At 34.8% G+C, this 18,181-nt stretch carries 14 protein-coding genes and 2 pseudogenes; 8 read left to right on the forward strand and 8 right to left on the reverse strand.

Going from position 1 to position 18,181, the window contains the following annotated elements:
- Positions 1–195: 195 nt before the first annotated feature.
- Genes CDG56_RS13295 through CDG56_RS13310 form a run of 4 tightly spaced genes read right to left on the reverse strand, consistent with a single transcriptional unit; the run spans position 196 to position 8,057 of the window.
- Positions 196–4,830 carry a hypothetical protein gene (locus CDG56_RS13295; RefSeq protein WP_087548154.1) on the reverse strand — a complete coding sequence of 1,545 codons (4,635 nt, stop codon included), beginning with the start codon at positions 4,828–4,830 and terminating at the stop codon, positions 196–198.
- Positions 4,831–4,839: 9 nt separating this feature from the next.
- Positions 4,840–6,303 carry an SEFIR domain-containing protein gene (locus CDG56_RS13300; RefSeq protein ID WP_087548155.1) on the reverse strand — a complete coding sequence of 488 codons (1,464 nt, stop codon included), beginning with the start codon at positions 6,301–6,303 and terminating at the stop codon, positions 4,840–4,842.
- Positions 6,304–6,315: 12 nt separating this feature from the next.
- A complete protein-coding gene (locus CDG56_RS13305) occupies positions 6,316–6,840 on the reverse strand; it encodes a hypothetical protein (protein WP_087548156.1) in 525 nt (174 codons plus the stop codon).
- 11 nt (positions 6,841–6,851) lie between these two features.
- Positions 6,852–8,057 (reverse strand): AAA family ATPase, encoded by a 1,206-nt coding sequence (locus tag CDG56_RS13310; RefSeq protein ID WP_087548157.1) that lies wholly within the window; start codon positions 8,055–8,057, stop codon positions 6,852–6,854.
- Between the two features lie 744 nt (positions 8,058–8,801).
- Between CDG56_RS13310 and CDG56_RS13315 the strand changes: the two genes are divergently transcribed.
- The 7 genes from CDG56_RS13315 (at position 8,802) to CDG56_RS13340 (ending at position 13,162) form a co-directional block, all read left to right on the forward strand.
- On the forward strand, positions 8,802–9,053 hold the full coding sequence (locus tag CDG56_RS13315; RefSeq protein ID WP_143225721.1) for a hypothetical protein: 252 nt from the start codon (positions 8,802–8,804) through the stop codon (positions 9,051–9,053).
- A gap of 635 nt (positions 9,054–9,688) precedes the next feature.
- Positions 9,689–10,489 carry a TIGR02391 family protein gene (locus CDG56_RS13320; RefSeq protein ID WP_087548159.1) on the forward strand — a complete coding sequence of 267 codons (801 nt, stop codon included), beginning with the start codon at positions 9,689–9,691 and terminating at the stop codon, positions 10,487–10,489.
- Positions 10,490–11,000: 511 nt separating this feature from the next.
- Positions 11,001–11,255 (forward strand): hypothetical protein, encoded by a 255-nt coding sequence (locus tag CDG56_RS13325; protein ID WP_087548160.1) that lies wholly within the window; start codon positions 11,001–11,003, stop codon positions 11,253–11,255.
- A 3-nt stretch (positions 11,256–11,258) separates the two neighbouring features.
- Positions 11,259–11,390, forward strand: coding sequence for a hypothetical protein (locus CDG56_RS17470; RefSeq protein ID WP_004677576.1), 132 nt, complete (start codon positions 11,259–11,261; stop codon positions 11,388–11,390).
- Positions 11,390–11,614: a hypothetical protein gene (locus CDG56_RS13330; protein WP_087548161.1), complete on the forward strand. Its 225-nt coding sequence runs from the start codon at positions 11,390–11,392 to the stop codon at positions 11,612–11,614. Before CDG56_RS17470 ends, CDG56_RS13330 begins: the two co-directional genes overlap by 1 nt.
- Positions 11,615–11,643: 29 nt before the next feature.
- Complete coding sequence (locus tag CDG56_RS13335) at positions 11,644–12,150, forward strand: hypothetical protein (protein WP_087548162.1); 507 nt, start codon at positions 11,644–11,646, stop codon at positions 12,148–12,150.
- Positions 12,151–12,304: 154 nt separating this feature from the next.
- The gene (locus CDG56_RS13340; protein ID WP_087548163.1) at positions 12,305–13,162 is read left to right on the forward strand and encodes a hypothetical protein; all 858 of its coding nucleotides are present in this window, start codon (positions 12,305–12,307) and stop codon (positions 13,160–13,162) included.
- A 184-nt stretch (positions 13,163–13,346) separates the two neighbouring features.
- On the opposite strand, the gene CDG56_RS13345 is transcribed toward CDG56_RS13340, so the two are convergent.
- Complete coding sequence (locus tag CDG56_RS13345; protein ID WP_087548164.1) at positions 13,347–14,963, reverse strand: reverse transcriptase domain-containing protein; 1,617 nt, start codon at positions 14,961–14,963, stop codon at positions 13,347–13,349.
- Positions 14,964–15,248: 285 nt separating this feature from the next.
- A pseudogene (locus CDG56_RS13350) lies at positions 15,249–16,181 on the reverse strand (IS5 family transposase).
- 111 nt (positions 16,182–16,292) lie between these two features.
- On the opposite strand from CDG56_RS13350, the gene CDG56_RS13355 reads away from it, so the two are divergent.
- Positions 16,293–16,868, forward strand: a complete 576-nt coding sequence (locus tag CDG56_RS13355) for a BLUF domain-containing protein (RefSeq protein ID WP_087548165.1) — start codon at positions 16,293–16,295, stop codon at positions 16,866–16,868.
- A gap of 85 nt (positions 16,869–16,953) precedes the next feature.
- Here the strand turns inward: CDG56_RS13355 and CDG56_RS13360 are convergent, their stop codons facing one another.
- The gene (locus CDG56_RS13360) at positions 16,954–17,226 is read right to left on the reverse strand and encodes a helix-turn-helix transcriptional regulator (RefSeq protein WP_227519069.1); all 273 of its coding nucleotides are present in this window, start codon (positions 17,224–17,226) and stop codon (positions 16,954–16,956) included.
- An 85-nt stretch (positions 17,227–17,311) separates the two neighbouring features.
- A pseudogene (locus tag CDG56_RS13365) lies at positions 17,312–18,106 on the reverse strand (hydrolase or metal-binding protein); the annotation flags it as partial.
- Positions 18,107–18,181 lie beyond the last annotated feature (75 nt).

Here is an 18,181-nt window from a genome sequence, read left to right on the forward strand (position 1 = left end):
ATAGAAAATTTCATAGATTATATAACAAGTAAATTATGTATAAAAACTAGGAATCAAATAGATTTAATTATGTCAAAATCTAGATTGGGATATAATAGTAAAGATGATAAAGTTGGAATTTTATTTCCATCCCACTTAATAGATTTTCGAGCTAAGTAAGAAATAGAATCAAAATTAAGCGAAATATTTTTGTTTCTAGTCATCGCTATTGGGTTCTGTCTTTGTTGTCCATATACTCCCATCTATACCATTGTTATCAACCGAGAAAAAACCATTGAAGTTTAACTGTCCATAAAAATCATGATTGTACTCTGTGAAAAGTTTTTTATCACCACCTATTAACCAAATCAATCTACAATCATTTTGTTCTAACCAATTATCAAGTATATCTTTTCTACATAAAGCAAAACTAGAACCACTTTCATCAACACTTGGATCTTGAAAAACAATTCGATCTGAAGAATCAATCCAATTATTAATAGATAAAGCTTTTCTCTTTAAACCCAATGAATGAATAAATTGTGGTGAGGGAAGAAAAAAGTTTATACCATCTTTAACAGAAGCATCATTAGTACTACCCTCATATTCATATTTTGAGATTGGAGAAAAGGCTTCTAAATTCTCATCCATATGATCCAATCTACATCCTAAACCTTCAGATAAATCATTTAGATAATCATCTACACAAGGGTGCCAGCAATGCTCACCCAGAAAAGAATGATATCCTATTCGTAGCGTTTCAATTAAATCAGGATTACAAAGTTCCTGCCCCATGACCTTTTTTTTAAAATCAGAAAAAAATTGATTAGATATAATAACTGGATTAATTCTATACCAAAAATCCTGAGATGGAATTTCATCTTGATATAATTTTGGCTCTTTTCTAAATTTCACAAAACCAGCTAAAGCATACCAACTTATATCGCATTCATCTTTTACAATAAGAGCTTTATTAAACTGAGGTAGGTTCTTTTCAGTCCAAAGCCATTTCTGTAATTCATTTATATGATCGCTCGTAGTAAAGTTTACTGAAATTGGTTGCCACCATGTATTAGTATTATTTACTGACCAACCATCATCTCCTGTTCTTCTAATCAATAATGTTGGATCGATATCTCTTACACCAAATTGCCAACCCCCAAGAAAATCAGTAGAAACTGCTTCAGGGAAACGACTATCGGGCTTCACTTGGAAGCTATCTGTTAAATAGGCTAAATATTCATGATAAGCAATCCATTGATATTTTTTACCGATTCGCTCTATCAAAGGTCTACTTCCACCATTAGAAGATAAGTTTCTATCAAATGATTTAAATAACTCATCACTCCAACCAAGCTGCATTGCTCTAAAATAAATCCATCGTTGCGCCTGCTTTTTCGATTGCATCACAATTTCGAAATTAGATAATTTAAATACCCATTTAGCTCTAATTTGTTGCAATAAATTAAATTTATCTTTGTTTTTTTCTAAAAATAACTGTATTTTTGTTTTCTCATTTTTTTTATTATTTTTATTAAAATTAATAATTTCATTAGGTTCTGGATTCGGATCAAGAGCAATCTGCTTTGTTCTATTATTAGAAATTTCTTCCAAAATTTTATCAAAATTTAAAGATTTCCATAATTTAGATTCTTCTAATTTTTTCATCAAAAGATAATCTGCTTCTTCCAAAATCAAAGCTTCCAACTCAGTAGCTAAATTTGCAGGTAATTCTTTTGCAAATTTTATTTTCTCATCTAATCCTACCCTCATATCCTCTATATCTAATTCAGTACAAGTAACTTCATCAATAGCTCTCATACTGTAGCAATAAAAATCTGACATAGAACTCATAACAGAGTAATAAATCTCATTTTTATCTTGATCAGCAATATTCAGAACATGAATAGGGTCGTTTAAAGCCCATTTCTGCTTATAAGGTGGTAAAAAAGACTCCCTTTTTATATCAATAGGAAGACTTTGTTTATGTTCTGCATAAAGCAATATACTGACAATATAGTCTCTTAATAGAACATGTGGATATGGATATTTATCTTTAAAGTGATGCTCTAAAATCCACTGACTTATTTTAGATGTATAAGAGTTATCTTGAAGATTTGTCAAGACTCCATAGACAATAGCGTAAACTCTTTCATTAATATAAGGATCGTTTATTTCATAAAAGTTTTCAAGAAATAAGATAATTTTCTCTGGAATAAAGCATAGTAAATGAGTAACTGCCTTAGTTGCTTCATCTCGTAGCTTTCTATTTGTAGTTGATGTTATCCACGTTAATACTATAGAACATAAGTAGAGCCTTTCTTTTTCTGCTAAAGCAATCTCTTTGCTCAGAGCCCATTCGATTAATGCTCTAAGGTTGGACTCTGTTTCATGTTCCTCTTCAATTTCATCAGCATATGCCACATAAGTTGACCAATAAGAATCTCTTGAAGAGAGAGACATATTTTTAAGCCAATCATTTAAGAAAACTGCATTCAATTTATGGGTAGGTTCTGTTGCTAATGCAAATAAAATATTTATTCTATGATCTTCATAACAATTATTAGGAATTTTATGAAAAATTTCTATTGTTCTATCAGTAAATGACCTTGTGCTTCTACTTATTAGAGTTTTAACAAAAACATCTTCAAAAAAATAATAGTTTAGAGTTTCAATAGGAAAATGGTCAATCAACTCAGTTTTAAATTTATCAGCTATGATAATATTAAGTGCAGACCAGATACCTAAAAACTTAAAGCTGTTCTGCTTTGATTTTAGAAGTTGAAAATTATAATTTTCATTAAATGCTGCTTCTAGTTCATGAACATTTTGTATGCATGCCATTATACTAATAGCAATCAAGTAATCGCTAAATCTTTCAAAAGTAAAACGAACAACCACATTAGAATTCGTTTGATCATATATCTTATTATACTCAATATCTTCGGATATCAAACCCTCTTCTAGCATCAAATCATATAAACACTCACCAGTCCCCTTACGTGGGTCTAAACCATTAATTAATTCAAATGCTTCTTCAAATTTTAGCCCATAAACATTTTCTGGAAAAAGCTTTCCTGCTAACTGTAGCAGAACCTTATAAATGACTTTTTCATGTGGTCTATACCCTTTTACTTTAGAAATTTTATTTTGGGCACTCTGAATATAGAATTCAAAAATACTTATTATTCCATGTAACCCTTTAGGAAATTCACTCAGACCTGCTTGTTTTATTGCTTTACAGCATGTCTTAAGAAAAAGGGGGTTCGTGTATTCAGGAGCTAATATAGGTACAGATGGCTTAACAATCCCCTGTCTATTTAGATAAATCGAAGCAGCTCTATGCTCAAACCCTTTAAATCCATTGTGTTCCTGTTGAGTAATATTAGTTCTTAAATCTTCAGGAAATATATAGTTAAGATAGGTGGATCTACAACTGACAACTATACTTATATGTGGATATTGGCTAATTTGATGAAAAAAGCTGATCAACCAGTCATTCCAATCTCTTCTAAATCGCCCCTCATTAATTGCGTCTATTATGATCAGGAGATTAGACTTATTTGCTTCTCCACAAGCATCCAATGCTCCTAAAAGTGTACGATCATCTATTGTTGATAAATCTAATTCTCTTTTTAAAAAATCTAGAGGATTACCACCCTGATAGTGCTGCCCTAACATAAACACTGTAGATAATCCCTTACCCATTCTGGTTAAAGCAATATCACACAGCATGTGAGACTTACCCTTCCCAGCATCCCCATATAATAGAAACTGCCTTGTATAAGCAGCTTGAGTCATTTTATCCGTAAAAAAATTCAATAGATTAGTTGTTATATCACTAAATTTATAAATATCATTTTGATATATTCTTACGGTTTCTACAGTTTCTTTATGATCAGAAGCAAAATGATAAACTCTAATAAGCTCAGTACAAAACTCTTTAATTTCACTCAATACTGAAATATATATCTCTAGCTTAGAGAACCAGTCTTTACATTTCAAACTATTTTTTAGGTCGTCAACAGCAGTAGTTATTAAATTCCATTTATCTTGATAACTTATATTTTCAACTAAATCTCTAAAATAATTTTTATCACAACTTTCCAAACGTAAAAGAGCTTTTTCAACCTCACCAACTATGGAAAGCCACTCATACACATTGTAGTTCAATAATTCTGTATATTCTTTTGTCCGCCCTAACCCCTCAAATATCTTAGCTATAGGTAGATCCACATGAAATTCTGGTGTAAAACGATCACCTAAGGAAAGCCTAGACCTGTTAATGATTTTTTCAAAAATATCTTTTGTCAGGATTAACTCATCAAACCAATATCTTGCTCGTCCATTAAACGATGGATTATCCCGTTGACTTAACATTAATAAAATTTCATGTTTTCCCCAAAAATGGAAATTTACCTGCATATTTCTTTTTAGAGCTTCTTTTTCCCATTTATGACAATGGGTATTCCATTTGTCCCTTGCACTTATGACCTGTCTCCCTCCACGCCCTATTTTCCGACTATCAGGTAAATCTTGAGGGATACAAATATAATAATCTGTGATATTTGGATGTTTATCCAATGCTGTTAAAACAGAATCATTGATTTTAGCCCATTGAGAATCATCAATATTTTCTAAAAAATATTTAGCCTGCCAAGCATGTTCTGTACCATCATCAAGTATCCAATAACACTCTACACCAGCATCACCACCTGCCCCCTCCTTTCTTTCAAAGGTTCGAGCATTTGCGGGAGGACACAGGTGAGCCAACTGGCAGATTAACTCTTCAAATCCACCATCTTTACTACCATCAAAAGTTCTTATATTTGAAAAATTTAATTCTGTCATATCTCAAAACTAAGGCAAGGTTAAAAGTAAGTCATAATTGGCTAAACGTTTGATAGGTAACTTACCCCATTCTCCTACTCTTGGAATCATATCTGAATTATTAGATAGTTTTTCCAATAACTCTTTTAAATTAGAGGTGGCATTAATATTTAATAATGGTAGTATTTTTTCACAATATTTTTTTGAGATAGATTTGGCAAAAATTTCATAAGCATCATGTCCATCATGATACAACTGTAAGGTTGGATTCCAATAATCATAGCCATTATTTTCTATATTTTTAGACATCAAATTTAAATAACAAATAAAGTCTGCCTGACATAAATGATCCAGTCCTATAAATTTTATTGAAAATCTTCTTTTGATAAGCTCAGCAACCGATGAGTACCAATTTCTTCCCTCAACTTCTAAAAAATAAAATTTAAGCGAATCAATATCTTCTTTTAAAAAATTAAATTGCCTAATCTTTTTTGAACGACCTGATTCTCTATAACAGTAGTATGGTTGATTTAATAAAAATGAAATAACAGAAAATTTTTCCATTTTTATAAAAATTGCTAATGTATAAAGAAAAAGTTCACATCCAATAAATTTATAAAAATCAAAATCCCACACTCTATAGCTATAGCTCGTTTTTCCGTTTGAATCTGGATAGAAATATTGTGAAATTCCCTCAAAAAAACGGTGAAGAGCTAAGATACTATCCTCGTTTGCGGCATGTGAAGCAATTGTATATAGCACTCCAATAATTTGCTCTAGAGGTTGCTTAAACTCTTCAATTCTATTAAAAATTAATTTTGCATGATCAACGGGTTCTAAATCATCAGAATACTCTAATTTAAATCTATTTAAATTCTCTAATAATGTATCAAAATATTCATTTACCGCTCCTTGAGCATTGGGCTTTCCACTCTTGAGCAAATCTATACATCGCCTTGCTAGTGCATCAGTCCCAAGCAAAGAAACTTTTTCTTCTAAGATATAACTTGGTGGCTTACCTAGCTGGGGTCGTTGATGTAAGGGTTTATCAAATATCCATCGTATTAATTGTTCAAAATTTTGTGTATATTTATCATCGTTACTCAAATCAATATGGATTCTTCCTGAATAATATACTGGTATAAAAGGATTTCCGTTATCATCAACCTCTGCAATAACAGCTACAAATTTCGTTTGCTTAACCTCATTATAAATTTTTGAAGAAATAATCTGTGTTTCAACGCCAACTCCCTTTTCCCTATCATCAGCTCGACTCTTGTATTTCTTATCACAAATCATGACGACTTTAGTAATAGTCTCATCTGCAACCATTTGTTCCATAAAATGATAAGGGTCTTGACCCTCTTTTAGATCCCATTTATCAAATTTTACTTCTACACCTGACTCTGTTAAATCATGAGCTAACCTTAAAACCCAATCTTCATGCTCAGTAGAAGTCCAACTATAGGAAATAAATAACTTTGGTGCTGTCATGAACTATTGTCCTCATGCTTTTTTAATTTTCTTCATTTCATTGATAAGAAGAGTTCTTAATTCAACAACTGCTTGTTTTGCCGTAGCATTAAGTACAGCGTGTGGAAAAAGTAACATATAGCTTTTTGCTTCTGTTGGCTGTCCTGCCAATTGAGGGTGCAAAGCTCTTTTACATAATTCTGAATTTTCAGGAATTCGCTGCCCTAAAATATCAAGTAGCATACCCTCTAGACATAAAGGTTCGGATAGCAAGACAACAATATTATTTTTCTTAGCTAAACTTAGATCTTGCTGCTTTATAGCAACATCACTATCCATAAAAATGTATTTTTGATCGTAGGCGGCATGACTTGTCTTTTTAATTGCTGTCTTAATTACATCGTGAGGTGAACCACCATCTGCTGAATTAATCGTAACTTTTTGACCAGAATCCCGATGGTCATAAAGACTTTTCATGTGATCTAAAAAGGCTTTATCGTGCGCTCCCTCTGCAACAATGATGAGTGTTGTTTTTTTAATGTGACGAGTTCTAGCCATGATTGACCACCTCACACATTTGGAACAGCATCAAATGCACCAGCCATGTACTTCGCATATAAATTATCATCTGCCCGTACACCAACCACCTCATCCAAACGCCATGCTTCCGATTCCTGATTCTCTTTCTGCACCAAATAAATCTGATGCTTTTTGAGAATATTCAGAACTTCTGGTGTATGACAACTAAATATAAGTTGAGCTTGATGTGGATTCGTATGCTCAAATTTAAATAGATCAATTAAGTGTGGCAAAAGATGTGGATGTAGATCATTGTCAATTTCATCAATAATTGCCACTCCCCCCCTTTCTAGCACTGGTAAAATCATACCCAATAAAATAAAAGCTGAACGTGTACCATTGGATTCATTAACAAAGAGGAATTTCAAAGTTTTATCGCCATATTCATGAATACCAACAGGCATTAAAATCGTTTCTTGACTTTTATCCGACTTAATTGCTAAGACATTCTCAAATTTGATCTTAGTTATCCCTGTATCAAATTTGCAGAGCAAATCCTCCGCTTGCTTTCTTAATCCATTATTTTCATTAAATATCTTTGAAGTAGAGATCAAATCATCATCTGAATTATGGCTACGACCTGATGAATCAAGGTTGTAGGACATGTAATCAAAAAAATCGACTACACGTTTAGCAATCGAATTATCTAACAAATATGCGTATGAAATTAAAGAAACATTCTCATTAACATCGTCTGCCAAACTAGGGGAAAGAAATTGGCGATGTTTATATTGTTTTACATCGTCTTGATTAATACGTTCAAAAATATAACTAAAATTTCGACTAGTTTTTTGATACAAAGCTTCTCGTTGAACTGAGGTACGAGTCATTGTTACCTCATATCGAAATTCATCATAAACTCCAAGTTCATTTTTTATGGCAAAACCAATTTCAAAATAAGAAGATTCTTTTTCATTAGCTCTAAATGGCTCAAAATAAATTGTTTGCCTAGGGTTTAAACTTTGGCTAGAACGAGCAATAAACCAACTTAGAAATGGTATAACTTTTAAAAATTGTGTCTTTCCCGAGCCATTCGCTCCTAATACTGCGGTAACTTTATTTAGACGCAAAATATCTTGATTTGTTTTTATTTCAGAATCATAAAAGGATTGGGTAGGTTGTTTACCTACCTTAAAAGAAAACTCTGCTTGCCCTGCAAATGAGTAAAAGTTATTAAAACGAGCATAAATAAGCATACAAAGGCCTTTCAAACAAAATTTTGTTGATTTTTTATTAATATAGCATATTCCCCATGATTTACTACCATATCTTAGAGTCGATCAACTTATCTACTACAAAACATTTATAGGAATTGAAGTGGACTAAAGTGGTCATTCATCAATATAAGTTTTATAAATAGGTGCGACAATGTCAGCGAAGCAAAATCAGAGACTTGGTTACTTGCTGCATGTAAGGATAACTCCTGTATTGCCATCTTTTAGAAAAAGAATTTGGAAACGATCAATCACACTCAATTCATTCATTAAAAGTTTAACTTGCCGCAACAATAGGCGTGATCCATTCTTCTTAAACTCTTGTGAACTGGATACAACGTATAGATTATGATTATGTTACTATTGCAGAACAAAAGCCTACTTTTAATTTTTTTATTAAAGACTTACATAACTAAAGAAATTAAGAATTTATAAATAAGAGATATTTTGACGTAATTTTAGGAGGGATTACCGAATCAGTAAGCGTTTTTCAGATTATAAAATTGGTTCAAAAATTAGAACGTCTATATCCTGCAAATCTAACAAAGCAAATTCTATTTTTGGTTTTTACATCTTGCCAGTTTAGCCCAACATTACCCACATCCAATGGAGGAATCGCAATAAAGAGCTCAATAATTTATCTTAATGAAATTAAAGAAAGTTAACTGTCCTTGTCATATCCATTTGATAAGGCTAGTATTTATTAAAAATATTCAGGAAAATAAAATGTACTTTCATCAATGGCAACAAGAAGCATTGCAACGTATCAGCAAGGAACTAGTAAGTTGCTATGATAATCGAACTATAGGGGGATGGGATGAGAATCATATTACCACACAGATACTCATTGCTTTAAAGGGCTTGGGATTTGAACTAGTTTGGGATGATAAGCCCCATAAGGTAAAATGGGAATGCCATAAACTAAAAAGCCATTTAGAAACAAAATATGGCGATATTGCTTTGATAGTCAAAGTTTGACTTACTCCAACTCATTTTGTTGAAAGTGTTGCCTTTTATGAGGCAAAACGACAATACTTTGATGATGCACATCAGCCACAAGGTTTTAAGTCGATCAAACTTGAGCAGCTTATCAGAATTTCAGCACTAACTCACCACGCTAGTCATGTACTTTTTACGATGTGGTTGCTGATAAAAGAATCGGTTGGGTAAGTGCAATATCTACCCCGATTGTAACAGAATTGGCTGAAAACAATATGCTATCCCCTCTAAGACGTATACTGCACCAATACGGTAAAAATTGGGTATTAACTTTAGGAGATAATTTGCTTGGTTTACATCTAGACTTCCGCAAGGAAGCTGTTGAATCCATCAAGGAATAAGCTATTCCTCAACCCCACCTGCATTTATCCTTAATGCTGCCGTAGGTCTCAATAATCTATTAGAACCAATCCTCGAAAACACATTTATTAATGACAATGCTTATGATTATTGGCTAAAAATGGAAACACCAAAGCACAGCCAAGAAAGAGATAAAGATAGAAATAGAGATGATTTTGACTTCGACCGATAAATTTCATTCATGAGATAGACAAGGTACCATGTTTTAAAATTTGAGAGAATATTTACCAGAAGCTCTAGAATTAAGGCTATGTATGGAAAAAATAGAAGTATTTGATGCTCAGCACCTCCAAGCGGCATGTAAGATTTTAGCTGATACGCAATTAGGGCTTACAGGATCAGAAATTGGCTACATTCTTGCTGACTGTAAATTGCAGGATATAGCCCCACAAATGACAAAATGGAAACGCCTGTTTAATGCATTGATAACAGCTCAAAATAACTATGAAGTCGGCAACCATTTAATCATGTTCATCACCAGAGCATTGAACCCTGTTAGCTACTCAAGAGATAAAGATACATTTAACTGGCGTAAAAATGAGCTAAACGTTGTTCTTGCTTTTTCTGGTTTTGAGGTGGGTGATGATGGAAAGGTTCGTAGAATTACCAAAGAAGCGACCTTAAAAGGTGCATTAGCACGGGCAAATGCCTTGAAACATACACTTGAGGATAGAAAAGCCCATGCTGAAATTTTTAAATATTGTCAGGCAGAATTATTAAATGACAATTACTTTCATGCTGTTCTTGAGGCAATTAAAGGTGTTGCAGAAAGAATAAGAAGCCTCTCAGGGCTTGGAACAGATGGAGCAGAATTAGTAAATACTGTTTTTTCAATCAAAGCCCCAATTTTAGCCATTAATAATTTACAGACAGAAACAGAAATTAGTGAACAAAAAGGCTTTGGCAATATTTTAGTAGGACTGTTTGGGACAGTAAGAAATCCAACTGCACATGCACCCAAAATTGTATGGCAAATGTCAGAACAGGATGCTCTAGACATTTTTTCACTGGTTTCCTTTGTTCATCGCAAATTGGATATAGCAACCAAAATCTAGCCTTTATAATCACCAAACCTTTCTAATAACAATTGACTAACCTACCTCTCACGATTATCCTTTCCCTGCTGGCCCTCATGGTCAGTCGGTTTTAGCAGACCGATCCACACGAGAGCATTAAAGGGCTTATAGCCTTTTTTTGTTTGCCCTGTCGTACCCCTCTGCGGTGGAACGAGAGGGGGACGCATTCGTGCGTGCTGGGTACTTGTGTGACCAGTCTGCTAACCCTCTTTCGTTCTGCCACCATCATTTAGCAGTGATAGGCAGAACTTGTTTAACACGCAAGGACTCTATCATGGCTTACTATTCCCTGTTATACCCCATCCCCATTCATTTTTTGATTGAATTTAGGCTTTTAACTTAGCCATCTGATTTTCATTCAGCAAATCTTTAGCATGTTTAATACCTATCAGTATTGAGATTATTACATCTGCCTGTTTAATCTGGCTGCACAAATTCGCTGAATCGAAAGCACTACAACAATTCCAAAAATTAAATGACGGGGGTCATCATGAAAACTTGTTTAACAATCCTATCTATCCTCTTCCTTACTGGGGCATCAGGCTGTGCCAGCAAATCTGAACGTGAATTCGTAAAAGGCTGCAAAATGGGTGGCGCTGATAGCTCTACCTGTGAATGTGTCTATGAAAAAATTGAAGATCAATATGGCGCAGATCGACTGGAGGAGAAATTTTACATCATTAGCCAAACAGCCGAATTTCAGGATGAGATTGTACGGTATGGCGTGCAATGTATGCAGGAGTAAGCCATGCGGGCAATTGCAGGAATCATTGTTGTCATCATTGCTATTGCGTTTCTGGGCTTACCCTTTATTGGATTCATGATTTTGCTTGGGCTGTTCATGTTACTGGTGAACTTTGCAACAGGGGGAGATAAATAATGAAAGAAAACATTAAGGGGTGGGTAATCGGTGGCTATTTTATTATTGGCTTCTTTTTTACGGTTTACCAGAACTTCTGGGGTCAATACAGCTACAAATCATTCGCTTATCACATTGGTCGGGGAATCGTCTGGCCTGCGGTCATGTTCCCATCTGTAGGCAAGTTTATTGGTGGCGTTCTAATCCTCATCATTATTGGCGCACTGGTATTGCGTTCCAAATAATTTAAACATTTATATTCAAGGAAAGACTCATGAAAAGACTCATCATCACAGCTTTACTCACAGCCTCCACAAGCTCTGCCTTTGCCATTGACCACATGCTCATCAATGGTAAAAAAGTTACGATGGAAGATACACGTAGCACTTTAACCCAAAAACTCGGTAAACCCTCTTCCAATGGCAAGGGATACAATGAATGGAAACTGGGCAGCACCCAAGTTTATGCAGCTTATAACCAGTATGGTTTGCAAAAACTGAGTGCCATGACCACAGGGAATACATCAAGTTTGGTTGCTGTCGTTAATGACAAACGGATTCAACTCAAAAAAGACACCTTTAATAATGTGAAAGCAAAGCTCAAACGTGGCTGTACTGATATTCAGGAACTGCGTTATGCAGACCAATATACGTTCTCGACTCGAATTGGAGCAGAGGGTGAATATAATGCGGTCTTTGAAGCTGAGGGTAAAACTGATCCTGTCTACAGCATTACATTCACCTATGAAGATGGCGAATACAATCAGGGCTGTAATTACTGATCAAGAGTATCCAGATATTTCCTATCTGATCATTCAGGTAAGCAGAATCAATCACCTGTCATGATCAATAGGAAATAATACCTATAACAACCATCGTCAGGACAGCTATGCACTACTACAAGAAGATTTCCTGACAACACTTATGGGGTAATACATGAAACCTTATCATCTATTGATTCTGTCAGCAGTGATGCTAGCAGCATGTAATGAAGTCAATTATGCAAAGCTGGGCTATCAGGTTAAAGGCTGTTTTGCTGATACCACAATAAGATGTAATGATATTCGACTTAAATTTGCCATTGCCGAAACCAAACTAGCTCGTCAAAGTTTAATAGACAACAAGCAGCAAGCGATGACTGAAATTGGCGAAGCTAACTATAACCGTATGTTGGCATTACTTGACCAAAAAATTAAGTTGTTTGAAGATCAGCGTCCCAACCTGTATATGCGCTGGTTTCAGGGTGACAAAGAGGATTATCGGGAAATTGATCAGGGTTGGGCAATTAATGCAAAAATCGAGGCTCTAGGTCATCAGATTCAGACAAACCTAAATCACCCAGATCAGTCTCCTGCTCCAGCACAGCCCGATATTCAATATGATAGTAGTCCACTGCTTGCTGAGGTAATACAACCTGAAACTAATATCAGTGATAATCCCCCATCATTGCCAGTTCAAAATGTAGAAGAAAATAGTCCTGATCATAGTTCATCAAATAACATAATCAAGCCACGTACAATTGACTGTCAGATCACCACAGTTCATACCTCCTATAAAGGCAGATGCCATTTTATTGCTGAAAAAGGTGGCTCATTTACTTTAAGCAATATTAATAGTCAGAATCCACTGATTGGAGATACGAAAACACTGCATGTTTATATCGTGGATAAAGGAGTTGCAGAAGTGGACAGTCTGCACGAAGATGGGATTACAACCTCGTGGGGTACAGCTACACGCTCCAAAAAACAAAAGGCTTGCTGGGTCGGTAGTGATTTTAAAATTTGTGCGGGGTGATCGGCAAACCACCCAATCAAATGTACAAAAGCAATTAGGGAGACTCTTGACTGCCGCTTTGAGTTATGAGTGGTAATTAAAAAAATAAATTAAATGTTTTAATAAGTTATTTATTGAAATTTAATACAATACAGGTAATTGAAACGATTAGATATTCAATTGCCTCGCATAAGCCACCTTACACTCAGTCTATTAAATCTTTAACATTTTGAATATCAGAACAAAGATTATGTCCCATAATAGTTACATGAATACTTTTATTCACTAAACTTCCTTGGTCAATTATACCTTGCCCAAAATATCCTTTAGAAGCCACCCCAACAACTCTTTTACAGGAATCAATAACTGGGCCTCCACTATTACCTCCAATAATTGGAGTATTTATTGAGAAATATTTGTATTCTTTTATTGTTGTTTTAAACATTAAGTCACAATCAGCAGAGTGAGGTTTATGTTGATTAGGTTGAAATTGAGGAAATCCTAAAAGTTTTAATTTATTTTCAATATTCCCACCTAATTCAAAAAAAGAGTCATCTTTATAATTTTCCATAATTTTACAAATGGCTACATCAGCATCTATATTATATTTAAGTACTTCTAAATGATATATTTGATCTTGTGCAAAACTTTTATATATTTGAATTTCCTCAAAAGGTTGATTAGTGTCCTCATTAATAACAACATGAGCTGCTGTGACAACTAGGTTATTAGATATTGAAAATGCTGTTCCTTCCTCACACGTAGGTAAAAGAATTACCCATAAGGCATCTATTATCTGTAAATCTACAGGTTTAATAATTAATAATTTACTTTTAAATTCTAAAGAATTGTATTTTTTAGCCAAATTATAGTAAACCATATTATTATAACCTACTATTTGTGCTAAGTAAGTTAACATTCCAAATATCGCTTTTTCAATTCTAGGTGGGTACTTAGATACACGGGTTCTCTTATAAGTTGAAAAAATACGATCAGCTTCTTGTTCACCATATTTTTCAACTAAATGTAAAAGTGTTCTAATTTTACGTATATATTTTCTAGGGACATTTAGTTTTTCATTAACTGTAATGCCTGTAACTTCCATACGAGTACTTCTTTTACCTAGTCTTACTTTCTTTTGATTTACTATAAAGCCATTTGAGTTAATAATTTGATCTAGTTTCGCCCCTACATTTAAATCCCCATTTTCAAAAGTTAATATATCTTTAGGTAATGCTTTAAATCTCTTGGTGAAAGAAAAAGTTATATCATCAACATATCTAGTATATGTTGCATTATTTTTCTTTGCTAAAAAACTTAACTCCCCATCCATTCTATGGGCAATCATATTCGATATAATAGGCGAACATGGTGAACCTTGAGGTAAAACACCTTGATAACAAATTAATTTAGAAATGATTTCTGCAACTATAGATGGGAAGTTAAAAGGATAACTTTGTAATAAATATTTAATTCTAATAGCAGTAATAGAGCCAAAAAAATCCTGTAAATCAATATTAAATATATATCTTTTATTTAAATGATTAATAGCATTTTCTTTAATACTTTTATCTTTTATAAAACCATAAACAGACTTTCTAGGTTTATATATTTTTTCAAACTCTTCTTTAAGACGATACTGAATTTTTTTTAATCTAAAAAAAGGACTACTAATCAAGCGTTCTTTCTTTTTAGTAATTATTTTAAAACTTTTATACTTAATATGCCCTGGCATAACATGAACCAAATACATTAAGTGTTTTAAATCTATTTCAAAAAAATTGGCTAAGTCCTGAGTAGTCTGTAACTGAAGAAAATTCATAAAATCTATCACTTAAAATTTTTCTACGACGAAATCACTGTCGTCGATGAAGTCTCGAAGATGTTACTGACATTGAAATTGACCATTGCGAATACACAATAGAAATTAATTAAAAGTGATAGACTTAAAAGTAATATACCACATTACAATCCATGTCAAAATAAAAAACTATTTTATAGTTTATTGTATTATGTCTATACTTTTCAAAACAATAATTTTTTATAGTATTGAAAGGCTTTGTTGCACAAAGATTTGAAATGCAAAGCGCCCCTAATTGAGCCAAATTTAAGGCGTAACTTGGGTAAGTGGTCGACCTAATTCCGTAAATCTGTTAAGGACTGCTACACGTGCATGGATCTCATTCACTTGGCTATCAAAACTCCTTGCACTGAGTTTATCTCCTAATAATTTGATGCAATGCATCTTAGTTTCAACCAAACTTCGAAGATGATAGCCTGACCATTTTTTCCATAGTGTCCTGCCTAAACGTTTAATTGTTCGAAGTAATTCATTTCGCTCTAGCGAGCTACTCTTTGTATCTTTCCATGGTTTCGCATTTTTTCTAGGTGGAATCACCGCATGCGCTTGCCGATCTGCAATGACCTGACGGCATTGCTTGGTGTCATAAGCTGCATCGGTATAAACAGAGTTAATCTGCTCATCTTGTGGAATCTGATTAAGTAAATCACCAAGCACCTGTGAATCACTGACATTATTGGTTGTAAGCTGAACTGCTCGTATTTGTAGGGTTTTAGCATCTATACCAATAGGAAGTTTACGCCATTTGCGACGATATTCAGGTCCATGTTTCTTGCGTTTCCATTCGCCCTCACCTAGAAACTTCATGCCTGTAGAGTCAATGAGTAGATGCAGCCCATCGCTACTTTTTTGGTAGCTGATTACAATATCAATATGCTTTTGTCTTCTACAAAGCGTGGTGTAATCTGGAGCTATCCAATTTAATCCGCAAAGTTTAATCAGACTTTGCACAAAGCCAGTGACCATACGTAAAGACAGACGGAATAAGGATTTAATCATTAAGCAGCATTGGATGGCTGCGTCGGAGTAGGTTTGATTTCGCCCTTGTTTGCCTTTTTATGGCGCATACCATTGCGTAGCAGGATCAAACCAAATGGCAATATTTCCGCGACTCATGAGTGCTCGGTTATATGCGGGCCAATTGGTTGTGCGGTAGATTTTGTGTGTAGGCTTCTTCATTTGAAAATTATATCGCTGAAAAACCCTTTACAGATAGATTTGTGCAACAAAGCCTCGTGGAAATGGTATTATAAAATAATAATTTATGCATATCAGTAAGGAAAAAAATCCATGTCCCAGAATTTAATTCGGTTGACTTATGCCAGTAAAGCAACCTTCAAACCGTTTGGTGGAGCAGACGGTGTTGACAAAAAGGTTGCTCAAATTTTAAGTGTCGCTCGACGAGAAAATAAAAAAAATAATTTAGTAGGTGCACTATATTATGGGCATGGTTGCTTTTTTCAGTGTTTAGAGGGGGAAAAACAAGATATTGACGCACTATATGCCAAATTAGAAAAAGATCAGCGACACACTGAACTTAAAGTATTATTGGTTGAGACGATTGAAGAGTTTGGTTTTTTATCATGGGAAATGAAGTACGCCACCATTGACAAAGAAGTTCGCTCATTTTTAAGAACTCATAATTTAGGTAAATTTGACCCTTATCGCTTTACACCAGAACTGATTTCTGAATTAATCGTATTGCTTAAGAAAGCAGATGATATTGCAGATGATCAGCTTAAACAATTAGATACTGGTGAAACATTAAGTATTAGTAATGGTATTAGCATGACCCTGTTTTGGCTGGCTATTATTGTAAGTATAGTGACTACAGCATTAATTACTCGCTGGGTGGTGAGTTCGTAAAATAAAAAGTAAGTGTATGTGGGCTGAGACTATATAACATTTGTTTCACGCTTTCAGCCCAGCAATAATAATTATGTTGGCGGTCTCAAGATTGAAGTGCAACAGCGTAGTATTGAAAACAAAAAATCAAGCGAGCCTCCCCCTCCCATTGTGCAATCTTCGACTCCAGCCAATCGTTGATTTCCTGTGACAACCAACCAATCCGATTTTTTGTCAAATGGAGAGGTTTCGGAAAACTTGGGTCGTAGTAATCAGATTTGGGATTAATGAGAGCGTAGATGGTTGAACGACTTAAAGCCGTAATTCCAATCACAGCATTGATATTAAGAACCTGATATTGATATTCAATAGTTGACATGATGTTATTACTCCCAGTTTGTGATCGAGAGGTGTTTCTCTCAATACAAACCCGAGTTCTGTATTTTTCTGCCAATGGCCTTGACCTAATTTACAGCCCTTACACTTTGCTGAAGCCCCTGTTTTATGCCTGTGACATCATCCATTCCATGATGAACGGACGCTGCGTCAGGCTTTACCTCAACAGCATTTTGCTGGTCATTATAAAACTCTTCCACAATATCCAGCCCCTCATCACCACCCACCTCAAAGCTGGCATTGCCATAGCCTTGCCGTGCCACATGATCCAGAGCTTCCTGATAAAACCCTGCTGCCTTACTCACTTCATCAATCTGCTTGGCTGAGGTAATTGCCTCTTGCAGGTTGATCCCATCACGCAAGGTTAAATCCACGTAATAGATCGGAGTACGATAGCTTTGCGTGGTACTTTTTCCTCGTAAGGTCAATTGCAATGGCAAGCATGACAGTAGATTGCCCGATGCCGCATGGTAGTAACTCAGCCGTGCTGCCAATGTCCGAATACTGTTAAAACCTGTGGTTCTAAAAATGAATGTCCCAAACTCATCCGATTCATCCAGATTGACATACAGCCTGCCATAAGGTTTACACAGCCCACCTTGTGCGAGTGGGCATAAATCAGGTGATGGACATGGATGTTGCTCAATGCCATTCTGTCCGAGTCGCTGACAGGTTTCCCCATTGCCTGAGCAAATTAAACGTCCAGTCTGGCGGTCAAACAGGCTGTAGTCGGCTCGTAGGTTCAGTTCAGGATCGTTGAAGATCATTCTGACGGGTATAGTTCTGAGTTTCTGGTTTTGTGTTTTGGCACGTAGCTGTTCATCCAGTGGATGTTTCACCCAGCCATCTTTTCCTTGAATCTGTTAGCGGCAGTGTAAAAATGACCCCCTAATGGCATTTAAAAACTGACCCCCTTGGTTAATATAGCGGTCATTTTG

Source organism: Acinetobacter sp. WCHA39 (genome assembly GCF_002165385.1).
Taxonomy (GTDB): domain Bacteria; phylum Pseudomonadota; class Gammaproteobacteria; order Pseudomonadales; family Moraxellaceae; genus Acinetobacter.

Excerpts from the sequence above, each read along its gene's own strand:
- CDG56_RS13295 (WP_087548154.1), bottom strand. The coding sequence starts at position 4,830 with ATGACAGAATTAAATTTTTCAAATATAAGAACTTTTGATGGTAGTAAA.
- CDG56_RS13300 (WP_087548155.1), bottom strand. The coding sequence starts at position 6,303 with ATGACAGCACCAAAGTTATTTATTTCCTATAGTTGGACTTCTACTGAG.
- CDG56_RS13305 (WP_087548156.1), bottom strand. The coding sequence starts at position 6,840 with ATGGCTAGAACTCGTCACATTAAAAAAACAACACTCATCATTGTTGCA.
- CDG56_RS13310 (WP_087548157.1), bottom strand. The coding sequence starts at position 8,057 with ATGCTTATTTATGCTCGTTTTAATAACTTTTACTCATTTGCAGGGCAA.
- CDG56_RS13315 (WP_143225721.1), top strand. The coding sequence starts at position 8,802 with ATGTACTTTCATCAATGGCAACAAGAAGCATTGCAACGTATCAGCAAG.
- CDG56_RS13320 (WP_087548159.1), top strand. The coding sequence starts at position 9,689 with ATGGAAAAAATAGAAGTATTTGATGCTCAGCACCTCCAAGCGGCATGT.
- CDG56_RS13325 (WP_087548160.1), top strand. The coding sequence starts at position 11,001 with ATGAAAACTTGTTTAACAATCCTATCTATCCTCTTCCTTACTGGGGCA.
- CDG56_RS17470 (WP_004677576.1), top strand. The coding sequence starts at position 11,259 with ATGCGGGCAATTGCAGGAATCATTGTTGTCATCATTGCTATTGCGTTT.
- CDG56_RS13330 (WP_087548161.1), top strand. The coding sequence starts at position 11,390 with ATGAAAGAAAACATTAAGGGGTGGGTAATCGGTGGCTATTTTATTATT.
- CDG56_RS13335 (WP_087548162.1), top strand. The coding sequence starts at position 11,644 with ATGAAAAGACTCATCATCACAGCTTTACTCACAGCCTCCACAAGCTCT.
- CDG56_RS13340 (WP_087548163.1), top strand. The coding sequence starts at position 12,305 with ATGAAACCTTATCATCTATTGATTCTGTCAGCAGTGATGCTAGCAGCA.
- CDG56_RS13345 (WP_087548164.1), bottom strand. The coding sequence starts at position 14,963 with ATGAATTTTCTTCAGTTACAGACTACTCAGGACTTAGCCAATTTTTTT.
- CDG56_RS13355 (WP_087548165.1), top strand. The coding sequence starts at position 16,293 with ATGTCCCAGAATTTAATTCGGTTGACTTATGCCAGTAAAGCAACCTTC.
- CDG56_RS13360 (WP_227519069.1), bottom strand. The coding sequence starts at position 17,226 with ATGTCAACTATTGAATATCAATATCAGGTTCTTAATATCAATGCTGTG.